Annotated in this window: 15 protein-coding genes; 9 read left to right on the plus strand and 6 right to left on the minus strand. The window is 60.0% G+C overall.

All coding sequences use genetic code 11. The features are described from left to right. Positions 1-55 precede the first annotated feature (55 nt). The 7 genes from AC4LE2_RS02420 (at position 56) to AC4LE2_RS02450 (ending at position 9,589) form a co-directional block, all read left to right on the plus strand. Complete coding sequence (locus tag AC4LE2_RS02420) at positions 56-1,150, plus strand: alpha/beta hydrolase (protein WP_491823928.1); 1,095 nt, start codon at positions 56-58, stop codon at positions 1,148-1,150. 209 nt (positions 1,151-1,359) lie between these two features. Next, positions 1,360-3,321 (plus strand): putative bifunctional diguanylate cyclase/phosphodiesterase, encoded by a 1,962-nt coding sequence (locus tag AC4LE2_RS02425; RefSeq protein ID WP_491823929.1) that lies wholly within the window; start codon positions 1,360-1,362, stop codon positions 3,319-3,321. Between the two features lie 126 nt (positions 3,322-3,447). Beyond that, entirely contained in the window at positions 3,448-3,894 is a 447-nt protein-coding gene (locus AC4LE2_RS02430) for a CesT family type III secretion system chaperone (protein ID WP_491823930.1), read from the plus strand. Further along, the gene (locus AC4LE2_RS02435; protein ID WP_491823931.1) at positions 3,891-6,131 is read left to right on the plus strand and encodes a type III effector HopM1; all 2,241 of its coding nucleotides are present in this window, start codon (positions 3,891-3,893) and stop codon (positions 6,129-6,131) included. The genes AC4LE2_RS02430 and AC4LE2_RS02435 overlap by 4 nt, the downstream gene beginning before the upstream one ends. A 96-nt stretch (positions 6,132-6,227) precedes the next feature. Next, positions 6,228-7,625, plus strand: a complete 1,398-nt coding sequence (locus AC4LE2_RS02440) for a hypothetical protein (RefSeq protein WP_491823932.1) — start codon at positions 6,228-6,230, stop codon at positions 7,623-7,625. A gap of 127 nt (positions 7,626-7,752) precedes the next feature. Then, positions 7,753-8,895 carry a Fic family protein gene (locus AC4LE2_RS02445; RefSeq protein WP_491823933.1) on the plus strand — a complete coding sequence of 381 codons (1,143 nt, stop codon included), beginning with the start codon at positions 7,753-7,755 and terminating at the stop codon, positions 8,893-8,895. Between the two features lie 346 nt (positions 8,896-9,241). Further along, positions 9,242-9,589, plus strand: coding sequence for a hypothetical protein (locus tag AC4LE2_RS02450; protein WP_491823934.1), 348 nt, complete (start codon positions 9,242-9,244; stop codon positions 9,587-9,589). A gap of 65 nt (positions 9,590-9,654) precedes the next feature. Here AC4LE2_RS02450 and AC4LE2_RS02455 read toward each other — a convergent pair whose 3' ends face one another. The 4 genes from AC4LE2_RS02455 to AC4LE2_RS02470 all read right to left on the minus strand — a co-directional run bounded on the left by AC4LE2_RS02455 (position 9,655) and on the right by AC4LE2_RS02470 (position 12,755). Further along, positions 9,655-10,530: a J domain-containing protein gene (locus AC4LE2_RS02455; RefSeq protein ID WP_491823935.1), complete on the minus strand. Its 876-nt coding sequence runs from the start codon at positions 10,528-10,530 to the stop codon at positions 9,655-9,657. A gap of 181 nt (positions 10,531-10,711) precedes the next feature. Beyond that, positions 10,712-11,734, minus strand: a complete 1,023-nt coding sequence (locus AC4LE2_RS02460) for an EthD domain-containing protein (protein ID WP_491823936.1) — start codon at positions 11,732-11,734, stop codon at positions 10,712-10,714. Between the two features lie 85 nt (positions 11,735-11,819). After that, positions 11,820-12,314, minus strand: a complete 495-nt coding sequence (locus tag AC4LE2_RS02465; RefSeq protein WP_491823937.1) for a DMT family transporter — start codon at positions 12,312-12,314, stop codon at positions 11,820-11,822. Between the two features lie 12 nt (positions 12,315-12,326). Continuing rightward, on the minus strand, positions 12,327-12,755 hold the full coding sequence (locus AC4LE2_RS02470) for a DMT family transporter (RefSeq protein ID WP_491823938.1): 429 nt from the start codon (positions 12,753-12,755) through the stop codon (positions 12,327-12,329). A gap of 131 nt (positions 12,756-12,886) precedes the next feature. Here AC4LE2_RS02470 and AC4LE2_RS02475 point away from each other — a divergent pair, with 131 nt between their 5' ends. After that, entirely contained in the window at positions 12,887-13,819 is a 933-nt protein-coding gene (locus AC4LE2_RS02475; RefSeq protein ID WP_491823939.1) for a LysR family transcriptional regulator, read from the plus strand. 127 nt (positions 13,820-13,946) lie between these two features. Then, positions 13,947-14,279, plus strand: coding sequence for a hypothetical protein (locus AC4LE2_RS02480; RefSeq protein WP_491823940.1), 333 nt, complete (start codon positions 13,947-13,949; stop codon positions 14,277-14,279). A 54-nt stretch (positions 14,280-14,333) separates the two neighbouring features. On the opposite strand, the gene AC4LE2_RS02485 is transcribed toward AC4LE2_RS02480, so the two are convergent. Both AC4LE2_RS02485 and AC4LE2_RS02490 read right to left on the minus strand, forming a co-directional pair. Next, complete coding sequence (locus tag AC4LE2_RS02485; protein WP_491823941.1) at positions 14,334-15,149, minus strand: formate/nitrite transporter family protein; 816 nt, start codon at positions 15,147-15,149, stop codon at positions 14,334-14,336. 282 nt (positions 15,150-15,431) lie between these two features. After that, positions 15,432-16,280 carry a flagellin domain-containing protein gene (locus tag AC4LE2_RS02490; RefSeq protein WP_491823942.1) on the minus strand — a complete coding sequence of 283 codons (849 nt, stop codon included), beginning with the start codon at positions 16,278-16,280 and terminating at the stop codon, positions 15,432-15,434. Positions 16,281-16,325: the final 45 nt, after the last annotated feature.

The following is a 16,325-nucleotide window of genomic DNA, read 5'->3' on the forward strand; positions in this document are numbered from 1 at the left end:
TACGTTTTGCCCATTCCACCACTCAGGTCATCCCTGATCGTTGAGGTACGTCAGTATGCGTTCATCTCGTTTGCTCCGTTGTGCCCTGGTAGTGGCCGTTGCCGCTGGCATCGCCACTGTGACCGGCTGCGCCCGCGACCCTGAAAAGCCCACCTTGGGTGAATTGGCGGTCAGCTCTACCAAGAGCCTGTTCCGTACCGACAGCGACATGCAGAAAGTGCTGAATGCCCAAGCGGCGTTCGACCCCAAGGCCATCGAGAAAACCACGCCGCAAGAGGCGCGCAAGCAGCCTACGGTGGCGGATGCGGTCAAGCGGGTACTGGCCGATCAGGGGAAAGACAGCAGCCCTACCGCGCTGGTGCCAGGTGTCACCAGTAAAGACATCACTGTGACCGGGGCAACCGGCACCCTGCCTGCCACTGTGTATATGCCTGCCGGCACTGGGCCGTTCCCCGTAGTGCTGTACTTCCACGGCGGTGGCTGGGTGATCGCGGACCGTACCGTGTATGACGGCGGCGCCCGTGGCCTGGCCAAGCAAGCCAACGCCATCGTGGTGTCGGTGGACTACCGCCGCGCGCCGGAAGCCAAATTCCCTGCAGCCCATGATGACGCCGTAGCGGCCTGGAAGTGGCTGGGCGCCAATGCTGCCAGCCTGGGCGGTGACCCGAAACGCATGGCGCTGGCAGGGGAGAGCGCTGGCGGTAACCTTGCAGTGGCTACGGCCATCGCCGCGCGGGATAAAGGCCTGACCCAGCCCAAGCATGTGCTGGCGGTGTACCCGGTTGCACAAACCAACACCGACACCGCGTCTTACCTGAAGTACGCTGACGCCAAGCCGCTTAACCGCCCCATGATGCTGTGGTTCGTGGCGCAAACCACTAAAAGCCCTGCTGACCTGAAGGACCCCCGCCTTGACCTGGTACATGCGGACCTGCACGGCCTGCCCCCGGTTACCCTCATCAATGCCGAGATCGACCCCCTGCGTGATGATGGCGCCCAGCTTGAGCAAGCCCTGCGCAGCCAAGGCGTGCCTGTGGAACGCAAGCTGTACGACGGCGTAACCCATGAGTTCTTTGGCACCGCAGCGGTGGTGGAAAAGGCTCAAGAGGCCCAGATGTATGGCGGCCAGCGGTTGAAGAGCGCGTTCTAACGCGCGTTGCCGTAGACACAAGGCCTGTGCAATGCAGGCCCTCGTGTTACCCCTGTTCCAAGGTGCTTGCCGTTCATTCCCCAAGACCGACCGTTCAGCGAATAGCCATAAATCTGGCGCACGTATTTTGACGTCTAGTGTCATACTGCTATTAATGGCGCGATAACTACTGCTGCGCTGCGATTGTTGGCATTGTTCAGGGACATGTCATGCACAGCCTTATCCTCCAAATCGAGCGCGAACTCACTAAGCCTAGGCAGATAGAATCCTTCGCCCAGGCGCTGGAAAGCCGCTATCAGCAGGACAACCGCGCGAGCCGCCGCCGCCATCTGTTTCTTTGCCTATTGCTGGGGACAGTGAGCTACAACAGTTACCTGATCTGGAAGTTACTGCTACAGCCTGAGGATTTCCTATGGGCAGCGGCACAGATGCTTGGCATCTCGCTGCCATGCTCCTTGATGTGCCTGATGCTGATGCGCAAAGTCTCGGCGCCCTGGCTTGAGCGCATCGCGCTGATACCGTCTTACGTTGGCCTGATCGTGGTCTACAACGTTGTGATCAATGGGCTGCATGTGGGCACGGTCGATCAGGCCCTGTTCATCTTCTGCTGGCCTTTGATGACCATTTACGTGAACGCGTGCATGAAAAGCCCGTTCACGGTTGCGCTGCGTTTCAACCTGTTCGCGCTCGCCGTCACAGCGTTTGCCATCCATAAAGCCCACGTTTCCTGGAGCATGGGTGGCCTGATGTTCACCGCAGCCTTCTCGTCGTCGTTCTTTTCGCTGTTGGGTAACTACTGGGCAAGCATCGAAAGCCGTCGCAGTTACCTCTACCGCTTGAGGGAGGAGCTGCGCGGGGTGCTGCTGCGCAATGCCAACCATGACTTGCAGCGCCTGTCCGAGACCGATCCCCTGACCGGCCTTGCCAACCGCCGGCAGATGCAGCCACACCTTGAGCAACTGTGGGCACAACACCTGCGCCGCGAGGCCGAAGGCGCGGTACTGCTGATCGATATCGACCACTTCAAGCGCTATAACGACCACTATGGGCACCTGCTAGGCGACGATTGCCTGCGGACCGTGGCCGCTACCCTCAAGGCCGCCATGCGCCCGCAGGACGTTATCGCGCGCTTTGGTGGGGAAGAGTTCGTGGTGCTGCTGGCCGGCGTCAATGCCGACACTGCCCTACAGATCGCAGCGCGCCTGCTGCAAAACGTGCGTGACTTGAACATTGCCCACCTTGGCCGCCAAGACGGCGTCGCCACGCTCACGGTGTGTATCGGGCTGGCGCACAGCGCCATGGCTGATGTAGCAGACAGCGCCGACCTGCTTGAGCGGGCCGACCGGGCGTTGTACCGAGCCAAGCGTGGCGGCCGTGACCGCCTTGAGGATGCCGGTGGCCTGTATGTGGTCGCCAATGAAACCCTGCCCACCCCGGCCGATCTGCGGGTTGCCATCGCCGAGAGGCAGTTTGAATTGCATTTCCAGCCGCTCTATCAGCTTATGCCCCATGGTTTGACGGGCTACGAGTGCCTGCTGCGCTGGCACCATCCACGGCTGGGCCCGGTCACGCCTGATGTGTTTATCGAGCTGGCCGAGCGCAATGGCCTGATTGGCGAGTTGGGTGAGTGGGTACTGGAGCGGGCCTGTGACAAGGCCGCCCAGTGGCCACAGTCGCTGAGCCTCTCGGTAAATCTATCGCCTTTACAACTGGCCGACCCAGGCTTGCCCGCCCGGTTGGCGGCCGTACTGAAGCGTACCGGCCTTTCTGGCGAGCGTTTGGTATTGGAGCTGACCGAGGGCGCAGCGCTGCACATCAATGCTCAGGTGGAGGCTAGCGTGGCGCAGCTTAGGCAGTTAGGGGTGCGCCTGGCGCTGGATGACTTTGGCACCGGTCATGCCAACCTTGCCTATCTGCTGCAGTTGCCGTTCCACATACTCAAGATAGACCGCCAAGCCCTGTGCATCCCCGACCCGGCGCAACGGCGCAAGGTGCTGGGCGCGCTATTGGCACTCGGCCGTGCCTTTGGCCTGGAGGTGCTTGCAGAGGGCGTGGAAACCCTTGATGACCTGACGTTGCTGCGAGACTTGGGCTATGACCATGCCCAGGGTTACTTTCTGGGCAGACCCCAACCGATGATTACCTGCGTCGCTCAAGCGCGTATGGGTTAGCAGGGGCCGGCGAGCCGTCTACGACGGCCCTTTGTTAAGTTTTTGTGAACTCTGCTGGCAGGCAGGAACGCGATGAGCGTTTGAGTCACGTAGTAGGCACATGAAACGGTTAACCCGGACGTTACGATGCCTACCGCCGCTTACCGCTTGCTGGTCGATGATGTCTGTCGCCTCACGCTGCTCCCCAATCCCCATACCCTGTATGAGCGCACCGCGCTGAACATCGACGGGGTCGATTTCAGTGTGGTGGAGCGCGAAGCCCCCGCCTACGAAGTCATCATCCACTGTGACCTGGGCCCTGTGCCCAATCGTCAGCGCGATGCCGTATTGGCGCGATTGCTGGAAATCAATTTCCACCTGTTCGTGGGCACTGCCAGCCCTAGCTGCACGCTCAACCCTAAAACCCAGCGCGCCACCCTTGCAGCCGTCGTGTCATTGCAAACGATAAACGCTGCCGCGTTTTTGGAGTTGCTCGGGCAACTGGCGGACATGGCCAAGGCATGGCGTGAAAACTTCTTTCTTGACGCTGGGCCTGCACAGCACGCCAGCGCCAGACGAGGGCCGGTGCGATGACCCTCGGCCCGTTAGGTACCGCCACTCAGGCCACGCAGGCCGCCGCGCTGGCAGCCCACGCCGCCACGCCCGCCCATGGCGACCAGGTTGCCACCCGCACTGTTGCCCCTAGCAGCGCGCCTGCCTTGCTGCCCCAGCAGGCCGCTGCGCTTGGGCGACACGCCCCGACCGCGATAGGGCACTACGAGCAGGTAATACCGGGCCTTCGAGACCTGCGCCGCAAAGCCAGCGAGCTGGACCGACATGCCGCCACGGTTGCGCTAGACGATGCTGACGGGCAACTGTCTGTGGCCAAGCAGCGCATGGCCTTGGAAGGTGAATTGCTGAGCAAGCACCCCCAGTTGGATTTCCATGAAGCCGGGTACTTGCTGGACCTCAATCACGATGACGTGTCTGCGGCACGGGTGCCTCATGCAGATAGCCTCAAACAGTTGGAGGCTGATATCAGCGCCCTGTTCGCCAAGCCCGAGGGTGCGTTGCCCGCCCACGATGAGTTGAAAGCCACGCTGGAGAAAGGGCTGGCTGACATTGCCAAGCACCTGGAAGGCCATGAGGCGTTTTTTCACCAAGTGTTGCAGGGTAAGTTGACCCCCACTGAACGCACCCACATCGAGGCAGGGCGCCGTAGCCTGTGTCGCCTGGCCGAGCGGTGCAGCAGCAGCGTGGACCAGGTGCTTGAGGGCAGTTATGCGACCGCTCTCGCACGGTTGCAAACCGCGCGGGATGACCAGCGTGCGTTCGGGTCGCGGCCGCCGCCGCGTACGATGGCGCAAGCGCAGCCGATGCGCGACACCCAGACGGCGGTAGAGCACTGGCAGAAGGTGGCGGACTACTTCAAGGGCCAGGTGGATGAGGTTCATCGCGAAGGCCCATTGGCCACTGCCCTGGAACAGGTGAGCCTGGACGACCGGGTAAAGGCGCTCAATGACGCCCGGCACGGGCTGTTCACGCAACTGCGCAGCGCTGTTGGCGCAGGAGTGCCGGACGGTATCGCTTCAAGCCTCCAGTTTGTGCTGGCACGGGCTTACCTTGACCCTGAAGTGAGCGTACTGAGTTTCGCCACTCAGGCCTTGGCCAACGGTGCTGCGGTGGGCGGCGCCCACGAGACGCTGGACGTTACTGCCAAACCTGCCGTGCGCGAAGTGATGTCCAGCCTGGGTATGCGGGAGCCCAGCAAGGTGGACGTGCAATCGCTGATTCCCGACGCTGGGCGGGGCACGATGGTGAATGGCCGTTATCACGAGCGCACCGACGCTGAACTGGCCACCGAGCAAGCCCGTTTAGCGCAGGCCCGGTCAGGCCTTCGCATTGACCAGCAGGATTACAAGACGGGTACATTACGAGGCGATGGGCTGACCTTCCTCAGCCTGCCCAGCGCTCAGATGATGCGCCAGTTACTTGCAGTCACCACCTCGTTGAACACCGCTACCGTAGGCGCCCGGGCGCTGACCTCGTTTGGCGGCAAATTCGTGGCCAGTTCCAGCCAGGCGCTGGGCCAGCTCAACAAGACCTACCGTCACGATGGCCGTGACCTTCCGGCCTACGTGCCTAAACCAGCTGCCCAAGCCCACTTGGGGCAGCGCTTGAAGGGCGCGGGGAAGAACGCCGGACCTGCTCTCGACCCGCGCCAGAGCGATGCCCGGCAAAGCTATGCCAGCAAGGTGTGGAGCGGGACCGAAGGCATGTTCGCCTTCCATGCTGTGGACCGGGCGCTTGCCTTGATGAACGTCAACACCCTCGCAGGCGCCGCGGGGTCAGTGTTGCTTACCGGCGTGCAGTCGTTGGGGCTGCAGATGCCGTTCGAGGCCAACAAGCAATCTGGGGCGGAAGCCAAGGCAGACGGCAGTGGTCGGGTGCAGAGTGCGCTTACCAATATGGTGCGCCCAGGGCGGGAAACCATTGATCATGGCACTCATCCTGATACCGCCTGGCGCGCCGCAGAAAACGCCTACAACCGTTTACGCGGCGTCGAGCAGATGGCCCCTCAGGTCGCGACGACTGTTACGGAAACCCTTGCGGAGCCTGTTGTGCGTAACGTAACCAACGGGCTAAACGCAATGGCACGTCGCCTCGCCAATCCACAACCCACCCCAGTAGCGCCTCGGGCGACGGATAATGCCGCGCCTCGTGTCAGTTTGGGCAGCCTGGGTTCCCGGCTTAGCTTAAGCGCAGCGCCAACGGACGTGGAAGCAGGCCCGGACGCAGGCAACGCTAGCGCGCCGGCTAGCAGGCAGTGAACGGGCGGGCTGGAACCCATTGTTGACCCTCCACCACACAGGTAGCAGGCCCTGTGCGTATTTGCGTTTTCCCGGGGGCCGCCTTCTGGAGCCCTCATGGTCAGCGTCTCGTCCTCCTCGCCCCGCCCCATGGCCGTCTCGCCCGCGGAGGCGATGCCCTCAGAGGCCACTGCCGCCGCTGAAAGGATTGGCCCTCATAGCGTGGAGGAATTAACGCAGCGGGCAGCCAAGCGGCTCGACGAGGACATGCGGGCTACCTTTACCCAGTTGCAGCAGAACAACCGGGCGAAGCAGCGGATCAGTACCGCCGAGGCCTGCATGATCGCGACCTTGCAGGCGGCAAACGGCGCGCTCAAGGAGGCCGGTGTTCATTTGCCATTGGAGGGGCCGATTCCTCCGGCAGTGGAGGCATTGGTGCTGCGAACAGCGGCCTTGACGTCACAACGGCTGGCCAGCCATGCCCCACTTCTGGCGGAAGGCCTGGCTGAGGGCAGCCCTGAGGCTGAGGCGTCGACAATCCCCTTCGACTCCACGCAGATCAGGCTGCATATGGCTGATATCGATCGGTTACAGCAGCAGTTCAGTGACGACCCCTTTTCGCCGCTGGCGCGCATCCAGCCCTATCAACGCTGGCGCTTGTGCCTGGACCCTCATAAGGTTCGTTTCGTAGAAACCTACGTCACCGGGGCGCGTGATAACCCCTTGATGCCGTTTATGTTCGACAGCACGCCAGGCTATTTATATGGGGTACTGCATGGGTGGCAGTTTTCCCTGAATGACTTGGGCGTGCGTGTTGCCACAGGTTTCGTCTGCGGGCTGCATCAAGCCTGTAGCCAGCTGAGCCGCCCTTACGAACGCGAAACGTCCACCTGCCATCTGGCCCTGCATGAGGGCTGGAACATGACCGTCACGGGCGCCAGGCAACTCAGGGCGTTCGCCAAGGCGCTACGTACAACGCTGCCTACCTATGCGGTTGTGAAGTCGGAGCACGCCTATAAACGCTTCCTCGATCTGCGTAAGCACCAACCTTACGCTCAACCTGACGACGCTTTCACCGACTATGCCGTGTTGATGCAGGCCGGCGTGCCGTTTTCAGTGATGAGGTCGCAGATGACAGCGTTCATGTGTGCCTATGAAACGCAGCGCACCGCCACGCCTAGGGCAACGGCCTGTGAGCGGCAGCTTCAGATCATTCAGCTCTGCCAGTCGCTCAACCAGCTGCAACCCTTCCCCAATAACAGCGCGCACCTCTTCGGCAACCTGTTGCTGAACCATTTGCTAGCCCGCGAAAAACTGCCGTTGACGATGCTGGATAACCCTAACGTCCTGGACGGCTGGGCCGTGGACGAAATCGCCACGGCATTGGCGGAAGGGCAGGCCCAGGTTGAGCAGTGGTCAATCGCGGCAGTGCCACGTGCAGCTGGCAAGCCTGTGAGAGAGCCCACAGGGGGCGGCGCAGGTGGGCTGTCTCGGAAAAGTAACGCTCAGTGGTGACCCTGCAAACATGCCTGGCACAGGCTTAGTGGCATTCCGGGTTGGACGGTGAGCCGAATAAGCGGCATTATCGGCTCATTAAGTGAGCCGAATAAGGCCGCTAATCGGCTCATCGACGAGTATGCCTATGAACAACCTGTTATGGATCTGGCAACAGCCTGACTGGCCCGGCCTTACGTGGAAAAGCGCTCCACTGGAGCCGCTTCTGCGGTCTTGTACGCACACTCATGGGCGCTTGCTAGGCATGTTGGGCGCAGTGGGGGAAGACACCGAGGCGCAGAGCAGCCTGGATGCCCTGCTCCAAAACATCATCACCTCATCAGCCATTGAGGGTGAGTCTTTAAATGTAGGATCAGTGCGCTCCTCTCTGGCACGCCGCTTGGGCGTGAACGAAGCCGGCGCCATTAGCCCACGTTCCGAAGGGTTAGCGCAGTTGACGCTTAATGCTACTAGCGAACACCAGTCGGCCCTCGACCTTCAACGGCTGTATCGCTGGCATCGCTGGCTATTTCCTAGCGGCGATGGCGGTTTGGCTCGCCCGTTACGCATTGGCATGCTTCGCGGAGAAGATCCCATGCAGGTGGTTTCCGGCCGTCTTGATCGCCCCACTGTACACTTCGAGGCGCCACCGCGCGCCGAGCTTGAGGCGCAACTGGCTGACTTCATCACTTGGTTCGAGACTAGCCGTCATGACACCGGCCTCGATCCTCTGCTACGTGCAGGCATCGCCCACTTCTGGTTTGTCACCCTGCACCCCTTCGACGACGGTAACGGCCGCCTGACACGGGCCCTTACAGATCTGGCCTTGGCCCAGCATGAGCCAAAGACCATTCGTTTTTACGCCCTATCGGCCTGTATTCTTGAGGACCGTGCCGGTTATTACCGCATTCTTGAAGCCAGCCAAAAAGGCACATTAGACATTACCGCCTGGCTTCATTGGTTTATTGCCACGCTTCTAAAAAGCCTTGAGCAAGCGCTAATACGCATCGACCGCGTACTGGCAAAAGCTCGATTCTGGCAGGCTCATCGCGCAGACGGGCTCTCGCCCGAGCAGATCAAAGTGCTGAACCGCTTGCTCGACGGCGGTGAAAAAGGGTTCGAAGGGGGAATCAGTGCTGCCCAGTATCAAGCCGTGGCCCAGGTGTCAAAAGCAACGGCGACTCGCCATCTTAGCCACTTGTTAGAGAACGGCTGCCTGCTGCGCCTGCCTGGCGGCGGGCGCAGCACTCGGTATCGGGTGAACCTGCCAGATGCCGCTTCAGCAAGCTAACAGCTCTTGGGTTTTCTCAAGTGCTTTGCAACGCACACGGAACGGGTCGGGCGTATTGACCACTCAGTGTGACTAACCCCTTGGATGCGCTTGAGCAAAGGTACCCATGATTTCGCTCCAAACTTTTCGTCCCGGCCTTAACCCCCTCCCTTCAGTAGAGCCCCTTGGCCCAAAAGGCTCACCTACCCGAACGGGTGGCGTACCGCTTCCGGACAAGCTAGCGTCGGGCTCTGTCAACAGCGGCGTCTTGGATGTGCTCGCCCAAATCGCACGAGAATCGACTGATCCAGACCACCGTTTCTTAGCATCAACAGCTTTGGAGGCGTTGAAGACGCGGGAGTTGCCCTTGAATAAGCCCGGTGCTGATCAAGCGCAATACGGGATCAGGCTATGGGATACCAACAATAACTTCTTGGGAAAACTGACCCTCGATGTCAAGCGAGGTAATAATGGGCATGACCTGGCTGCGGTTAGCCTCAACCGCCCTGACCTTACTACGGTGGGGTTCTCACCTGCGTCTTATAATGCGCTGCAAAAAGGATCGGTTAGAGGGGGGCAGACGTTATCAGCCGCAAGCACGAAGGTGTCTCATACTAAATTGATTGCTGCGCGTTCGCAGATTGCGATGGCGGTCAGGCAATGTGCAATGCGTGACGCAAACACGTTAGCGCCTTGGGTAGTGCTGAAGCCTTAATGAGCTTTAGTGTGCGTGTTAGTTGGGTGGCTATGAGCCATATGCGTGAAGGGCTACCATAGGCCTTAGCTTTTCAAGGCCTCGTAAGCCGCCGAGAGTGCTTGAAACTGAGCTGTTGCGTCAGGGCTTTTATTGTGATCTGGATGTACCTTTAAAGACTTCTTATGGTATGCAACTTTAATTTCGCGTTGTGTTGCGTCTTTTTCAACGCCCAACACATCATAAGGTGTTGCTTCCTTCTTCTGCGTGCTTGCGGTATTAGCGGTTCCTGTCGGTTTAGCACCCGCCTGCTCTGCCGAGGGCTGAGTATTCTCAGGCGGCTTCCTTGGCGGAATCGGAGGTGGTGTGCCGGCCCAGGACTGCTTAGGAAACGCGTTGCCTGGCATTTCTTTAGGACGAGGCCGCGAAGCGCCCGCTAGTTGACTGCCCAAGCCCTGTAGTGCGCTATTCAAGCTTGTTCTACTGGCCAGGGCCGCACTGCGCAAGTGACTGGACTCAATCAGATCCTTGGCCTGTTGTGGCACGACGGCCATTGCATCCGCAAGCTTCTGGCCTAAGGAGACCATCTCTTTCTTTGCAGCATCCTTGATGCTCAAAAAGCTCATGACCGTAGGGTCATCCTTGTCACGCTCGTACTCGACATCTTTCGCACCATGGGCAGCCCCGGCCATTTTGAAAGAGCCGCCTGTTTCGTTTGGTGCAGAGTCCTTTACAGGTTGAAGCCCTTTCAGCGCCTCTAACACCATTTCCAGGGCCTTGGAGGTGGTACCAGCAGGGTCCCCTTTATATTGCTCCAGCAAGGAGCCTTTGACGTGCAAGGCCGCCTTGCCGGCGATATCGCTGGCAACCTGGAAGCCCTGCTTGACCTTGGCGGGGTCTATCTGGCTAAGGCCTAATTTGGCTGCTCTGGCTGCAGCAAACCCCGCGCTGACCATACTCATGTGCTACGCCCCGGAACGGTAGTACCGCCTGAGTGACGTGCTAGGTGATTGGGTTCCATGGGAAGGTCAAGAAAGCAGATCGACTGTGGCCTGCGCGCCCCATTCGATTCATACCGGCCTGGCAATCGGTGGTGTACTGCAAACGCCCAAGCCCGGCATCGAGTGCCGGGCCTATGTAGGTTTAGCGGTCTGTACGCAGCTCAGGGCCAAGCCGGTTGATGACTACATAGTTGATTGCGGTCCAGAAGGTGGACTGCTCGGCATCGGTAAAGGCCGCTTCCGCTGCCTCGATGTCTGCCCAGTCGCGGCTGGCCACGAAATCTTCCGCGTCGTTGAGTGAAGCAAACGAGAGCACCGTGATGCCGTCTATTTTTGAGCCTTCCGGGTCTTTCTGGGTAGAACCGAAGGGGTGCAACTGTACATAACGCCGGACGTAGGTTTGGGTCGCGGCCTTGGCCATCACCTGGTCTGCCAATTCATGCAGCCATTGCTGCTGAAAGGTCTCGCGGGGCACGCCGGGCTTGCAGAAGTGCAGCTTCACCAGGCTGATGGGCTCACGATGGCTGGCACTTGGAATCAGGATGTATTCGCGCGCCAGTTCACGGGTCACCATGCGGAAGGCGGTCTGCTCATCTGCAATGATGCGCTCGGCGTATTGCGCCTGGCTCAAGGTTTTCTCGATATCAGCCTGGTCGCGGTAGGCGATGTAGGCGAAACCATCCCACGCCGGGCGGTGGTAGGCCGGTACGTGACGAGCCGGCTGTGGCTGAAGGCGGCCGTCTTCCAGGGTCTGTGCGCGGTAAGGTGGGCGGAAGGCCGAGGATGGGCCCGAAGCGATCCGGTGTACCTGGTCATAACGCACGACCAGGTTGTTAGACGTATTCGGCTCCTCATAGGCGAACTTAGGCCCATGCACCTTGCGCCAGTATTCGTCCCAATGCTCGAAGGCCAGGTTAGGGTTGGGCTCCAGCGCCAGTCGCTCAGGGTGCTGGTCCGGGTGTTTCACCTCTCGGCCGTCCTTATCGACGCCCGAGCCTGCGTCGTGGGCACGCTGGTGCTCGGGCGTATTGTCGGTGCGGGACACGAAGGTCGGCGTCACGATCAGGGGCGCGCTGGTCGATGGGTGTACTGCGCCAAGGGGCGCGCGTTGAAGCATGTCGGCGTCGCGTGGGTCGATAAATTCAGGGGCGTTGTGATCAGTCATACAGGTAGGCTCTCGGTGTAGGGCACCCGCGCAGTAGGCGGCAGGTGCGGTGGAGGCACTCGGGGGGCGAAACATCGCCCGCGTATCACTCGCTCAGCGGGGCCGCTGCCGGGGTCTGTTTGGTCGTTTCGGCGGCACGTGTGACGTTGCTGAGGTAAATCAGCACCAAGGCGATGGCCAGTAACGCGAGGGCAACCATGCGCTGTGGGCCTAGCGGGATCACGGTATTGCCAAACCAGCCAAAGTTGTCGATCAACAGGCTCATTAGCAATTGCCCGCTGATAACCGACACCGTGGCCGCAGCAGTACCCACCCGGGGCATTGCGAAGACAATCACCAGCATGTAGATCACGCCGAAGAAGGCGCCCGCCACTTGCCAGCGCGGTACGCTGAACAGGTTTAGCGCATGTGGGGGTTCCAGGTAGAACGCCAGCAGGAAGCTAACCAGGGTGCCGAGAGTGAACGTAAGCCACGCGCTTTCCAGCACGCCAACCTCAGTGCCCAGGCGGCCATTGATCGCGGACTGCGCACACAGGACGGCCCCGCTGAACACAACAACCAGAAGCATCAGTACAACCATGGGGGTTAATCCTTAATGAATGAGCCAGAGGGCGGCGAGAATGGCGACCAAGGCGCCGATGCGGTAACGGTCCACATGGCGTTTGGCGCTGCCCAACAGGCCCCAGTGATCGATGATCAGGCTGGCCCCTACCTGGCCGAAGAGGATGCCGACCATGGTCAGGCCCACACCAATGTGCGGGGTGGCAATGGTCAGGGCTGCCACGTAGACCGGCCCGAGAATGCCGCCGGTGAGCAACCAGCGCGGCTTGGAGAACATCAGGCCCAGGCGGGGGCGGCCGAAGATCAGGCCAAAGGTCAGCAACAGCGAACCGATGGCAAAGATCCCGAGGGTGGCCCAGCTATGGCCCACTTCCGCCCCCAGTGGCCCGAGCAGCCCGGCCTCGACTGAAAGCCCCATGCCCGCCAGGACAACCAGAGGAATGATCCAGAGCTGTGTCATGTGTTATCGCCTTCCATACAAGAAGGGCACAGCTTAATTTCGTGCTGTAAATGGAACAATCCAGCTTCAGGGCAATTCATAGTTGTGATAAAAGCAATGCCGGCGGGATGGCATTGCATCAGGAGCGTCACATGCACCTCAAGGCTCACCGATATTTTGCAATGGTGGCGGCCACCGGCAGCTTTGCCGCCACGGCACGGCATTTTCAGGTGCCTGCGTCATCGGTTTCCCGTTTTATCGCGGCCCTGGAGCAGGAGGTAGGTCAGCAGCTGTTCTACCGCAACACGCGAGCGGTAAAGCTTACGGACGCCGGTGAGCGGTACCTGCTACAGATACGCGAAGTGATAGAGCTATTGGATTCTGCAACCGACGACGTGGCGGGGAAGGGCAACGACATTCGAGGCCTGGTGCGGATCAACGCCCCCGTGGCACTGGGGCGCCTGCACATTGCACCCTTGGTGAAAGGCCTGCACCGCGCCTACCCCGACCTGGTGGTAGAGCTGACCCTGACCGACCTGTTCATCGACCCTGTGCAGGAAGGCGCCGACGTCACCCTGCGTGTGGGCCACCTCGAAGATTCTGCCCTGATCGGCCGTAAAGTCTGCGATCAACGCTATGTGCTCTGCGCCAGTGCCGAGTACCTGGCCAACCGAGGTACACCGCGCGCACCGCAAGCGTTAACCGCGCACAGTTGCCTGGTGTACAAGGGCACCGGCGGGCAGCAGCGCTGGTACTTCCGGCAACAGGCTGGGGCCGTTTCTGAGGTAATTGATGTACGGGGCCCCTTTCGCAGCAACAACGCCGAAGCCCTGGTGGAGGCCGCGCTTGGTGGCCTGGGTATCGTCTTCTTCCCTACCTGGCTGTTCAAAGAAGAGAACTTCCGCTCGGGCGCGCTGGTGGAATTGCTGCCAGATTGGGCCGGCTCCATCGAGGCCAACCCCAGCCAGATTCACCTGATATCCCCAGAAAACCGTCTGCGCTCTCGAAAAGTCAGGGCCGTTACAGAGTTCTTGTTAAACGCCATTGGCAGCCCGCCTTATTGGGACTGGCAGGCGAGGGCGTAGCGCTTATCCAGTGGGGCACGGCTCCATACACGGGTGCCATTCGTCCCCTCCGACCATAAGCGGCTAGCAGAGAAGCACCTGTTTGCCGTTATACTGTATATCCATACACTGTCGACAGGATGCTCTTATGGACGCTCAGCTACCCACGCTCATGCCTGAACCAAGCCAGGACGACCGGTTTTCTCTCAGTGTGCCGTCGCTGCTCGATACCTGGAAGCACCATACGATCCTGCTTAACCGCGAGCTGGACATGGTAAGCCAAGAGCTGACCGCGTCCCGGCGAAGGGTGGCACTGTTAACCGCCCTGCACGACAGCGACCAACACCGCCTCAAGCGCCAGCAACTCACAATTGCCGAGCTTCAATGCGAAGTTAGCCGGTTGAGAGAAACCCTCGTGGTGGGGAGTGGGATGCCGGGCTTCAAGGCGCAGGTAGAGGTGATGGGTAGGGTGAATGCGTGAAGGGGGCGGGCATACCGTAACGGCGTCAGGCAGCGCCCGCCTGGCGTTGCTGTGTTATTCCAGTGTTTGTGCACTATTGGCTGTGGGCAGCGTGGCGGGCTGACGGGTTGTCTTGAAATAGGCCACGTAATACGCCAGGCCTACGAACACCGCGCCGCCTACCGTGTTACCCAAAAACACCGGAACGAAATTACCGCCGAATTGCGCCCAGCTTAGGGCGCCGGCAAAAATCGCTGCGGGTATGACGAACATGTTGGCGACGATGTGCTGGAAGCCGATCGCGACGAAGGCCATTACCGGAAACCACATGCCCACCACTTTACCGACCACGTCCTTGCTTGCGTAGCTGAGCCACACCGCCAGGCACACCAGCCAATTGCAACCAATGCCGTAGATAAAGGCCTGTTCGAAGCTGGCCCCCACCTTGGCATTGGCGATGGCCACGGTCTTGGCCATGAAAGCGCCTTCGGTCAAACCCACCAGGTGCCCGAAGCTATAGGCAACGAACACTGCGCCGATAAGGTTAGCCAGGGTCACCAGCGCCCAGTTGCGGGCTAGCTGACCGACGCCGATACGCCCAGCGAACAGTGCCATGGGCAGGCTCATCATGTTGCCGGTCAGCAACTCGCCGCCGGCGAGCACTACCAGAATCAACCCCACAGGAAACACCACGGCGCCAAGCAGGTTGCCCAGCGAAGCCCGCTCCTTGGGAATCATGGTGCTGACATGAATGTCGAGGAGAAACCCGAGGGCGATAAATGCTCCTGCCAAAAAACCTAGGATCATCAACGAGGGCAGGCTCAAGTGAGCCTTCTTGACGCCGCTTTCGACGGCAATTTCGGCGATTTGCTGCGGGGTGTTCAAAGACATGGCGGGCTCGTGCGTGATCGTGGGCTGAGCATGGGGACGATATGCTCAATGGTGCGCGCATCTGTCGCACCCAGCGAATACGTTACGGAGGGGCTGGAAAAATGGCCAATCGGCTGTTTTGATCGGCCGATTGAGAAGGTCAATGACCCCCGCAAAACCCCCGCACTGCCTGGCTCAAGGGTTTCAAGCCGGCGTGCGTGGTTTTGCCCAGGCCGACCGTTGACCGGTTATTGCTTTCGCAAGCGATCGTCGTGAAGGAGGAGGCGGTGAATCACCTAGCGATTACTGGAGTAGCTTTAGTACAGCGGCAGGGATTTGGTTGGCTTGAGACAGGACCGCAGTAGAGGCCTGTTGAAGGGTCTTCTGCTTGGTCAGCTCGGCCGTTTCGGACGCGAAGTCAGCGTCCTGGATGGTGGAACGCGAGGCCGTAGCGTTTTGGACGATGTTAGCGATATTGCTAATAGTGCTTGCCAGGCGGTTTTGCTTCGCACCCAGATAAGCACGGGTGGTATTGACTTGGTACAGCGCACTGTCAATGCAAGAAATAGCCACATCGGCGGCGATGTGAGCATCGCTTACATTGCCGCCCGTAATCGCCGTACCGGCAACCCACAAGCCGGAAATCGAGGCGTCCAAGTCGATACTAAGATCGATATGCTGGTCGTAGCCGGTCATAGCGCCGACTTGAAACATCAGGGCCGACGCCGAACCATCCAGCAACTTCATACCCGTGCCGAAAGTGGTTGAGGTGGAGATACGGGTCAGCTCATCCATCATCTGACCGTATTCAGACTGTAAGGCGGCACGGTCAGACCTGGTGTTGGAGTCATTGCGGGACTGAACAGCCAGTTCACGCATACGCTGTAAGACGCTGGTGGTTTCTTGCAAGGCGCCCTGAGCGATTTGCGCAATAGAGGTCGCGTCGTTGGCGTTTTTGGTCGCAACGGTCAAGCCCCTGATCTGGGTGGTCAGACGCGTAGCGATCTGCAAGCCGGCGGCGTCGTCTTTAGCGCTGTTGATTTTGAGGCCCGAGGACAAGCGGGTCATTGAGTTAGCAGTAGCGCTAGACGCCCTGTTCAGATTGGTTTGAACGGTGAGCGAAGCGATATTGGTGTTTACAGCTAACGACATGACGTATTTCCTCGGGAAATTTGAACGCGGTATCGGGTGGGAGAA

Source organism: Pseudomonas sp. 9.3L (assembly GCF_058536285.1).

Excerpts from the sequence above, each read along its gene's own strand:
- AC4LE2_RS02420 (WP_491823928.1), top strand. The coding sequence starts at position 56 with ATGCGTTCATCTCGTTTGCTCCGTTGTGCCCTGGTAGTGGCCGTTGCC.
- AC4LE2_RS02425 (WP_491823929.1), top strand. The coding sequence starts at position 1,360 with ATGCACAGCCTTATCCTCCAAATCGAGCGCGAACTCACTAAGCCTAGG.
- AC4LE2_RS02430 (WP_491823930.1), top strand. The coding sequence starts at position 3,448 with ATGCCTACCGCCGCTTACCGCTTGCTGGTCGATGATGTCTGTCGCCTC.
- AC4LE2_RS02435 (WP_491823931.1), top strand. The coding sequence starts at position 3,891 with ATGACCCTCGGCCCGTTAGGTACCGCCACTCAGGCCACGCAGGCCGCC.
- AC4LE2_RS02440 (WP_491823932.1), top strand. The coding sequence starts at position 6,228 with ATGGTCAGCGTCTCGTCCTCCTCGCCCCGCCCCATGGCCGTCTCGCCC.
- AC4LE2_RS02445 (WP_491823933.1), top strand. The coding sequence starts at position 7,753 with ATGAACAACCTGTTATGGATCTGGCAACAGCCTGACTGGCCCGGCCTT.
- AC4LE2_RS02455 (WP_491823935.1), bottom strand. The coding sequence starts at position 10,530 with ATGAGTATGGTCAGCGCGGGGTTTGCTGCAGCCAGAGCAGCCAAATTA.
- AC4LE2_RS02460 (WP_491823936.1), bottom strand. The coding sequence starts at position 11,734 with ATGACTGATCACAACGCCCCTGAATTTATCGACCCACGCGACGCCGAC.
- AC4LE2_RS02465 (WP_491823937.1), bottom strand. The coding sequence starts at position 12,314 with ATGGTTGTACTGATGCTTCTGGTTGTTGTGTTCAGCGGGGCCGTCCTG.
- AC4LE2_RS02470 (WP_491823938.1), bottom strand. The coding sequence starts at position 12,755 with ATGACACAGCTCTGGATCATTCCTCTGGTTGTCCTGGCGGGCATGGGG.
- AC4LE2_RS02475 (WP_491823939.1), top strand. The coding sequence starts at position 12,887 with ATGCACCTCAAGGCTCACCGATATTTTGCAATGGTGGCGGCCACCGGC.
- AC4LE2_RS02480 (WP_491823940.1), top strand. The coding sequence starts at position 13,947 with ATGGACGCTCAGCTACCCACGCTCATGCCTGAACCAAGCCAGGACGAC.
- AC4LE2_RS02485 (WP_491823941.1), bottom strand. The coding sequence starts at position 15,149 with ATGTCTTTGAACACCCCGCAGCAAATCGCCGAAATTGCCGTCGAAAGC.
- AC4LE2_RS02490 (WP_491823942.1), bottom strand. The coding sequence starts at position 16,280 with ATGTCGTTAGCTGTAAACACCAATATCGCTTCGCTCACCGTTCAAACC.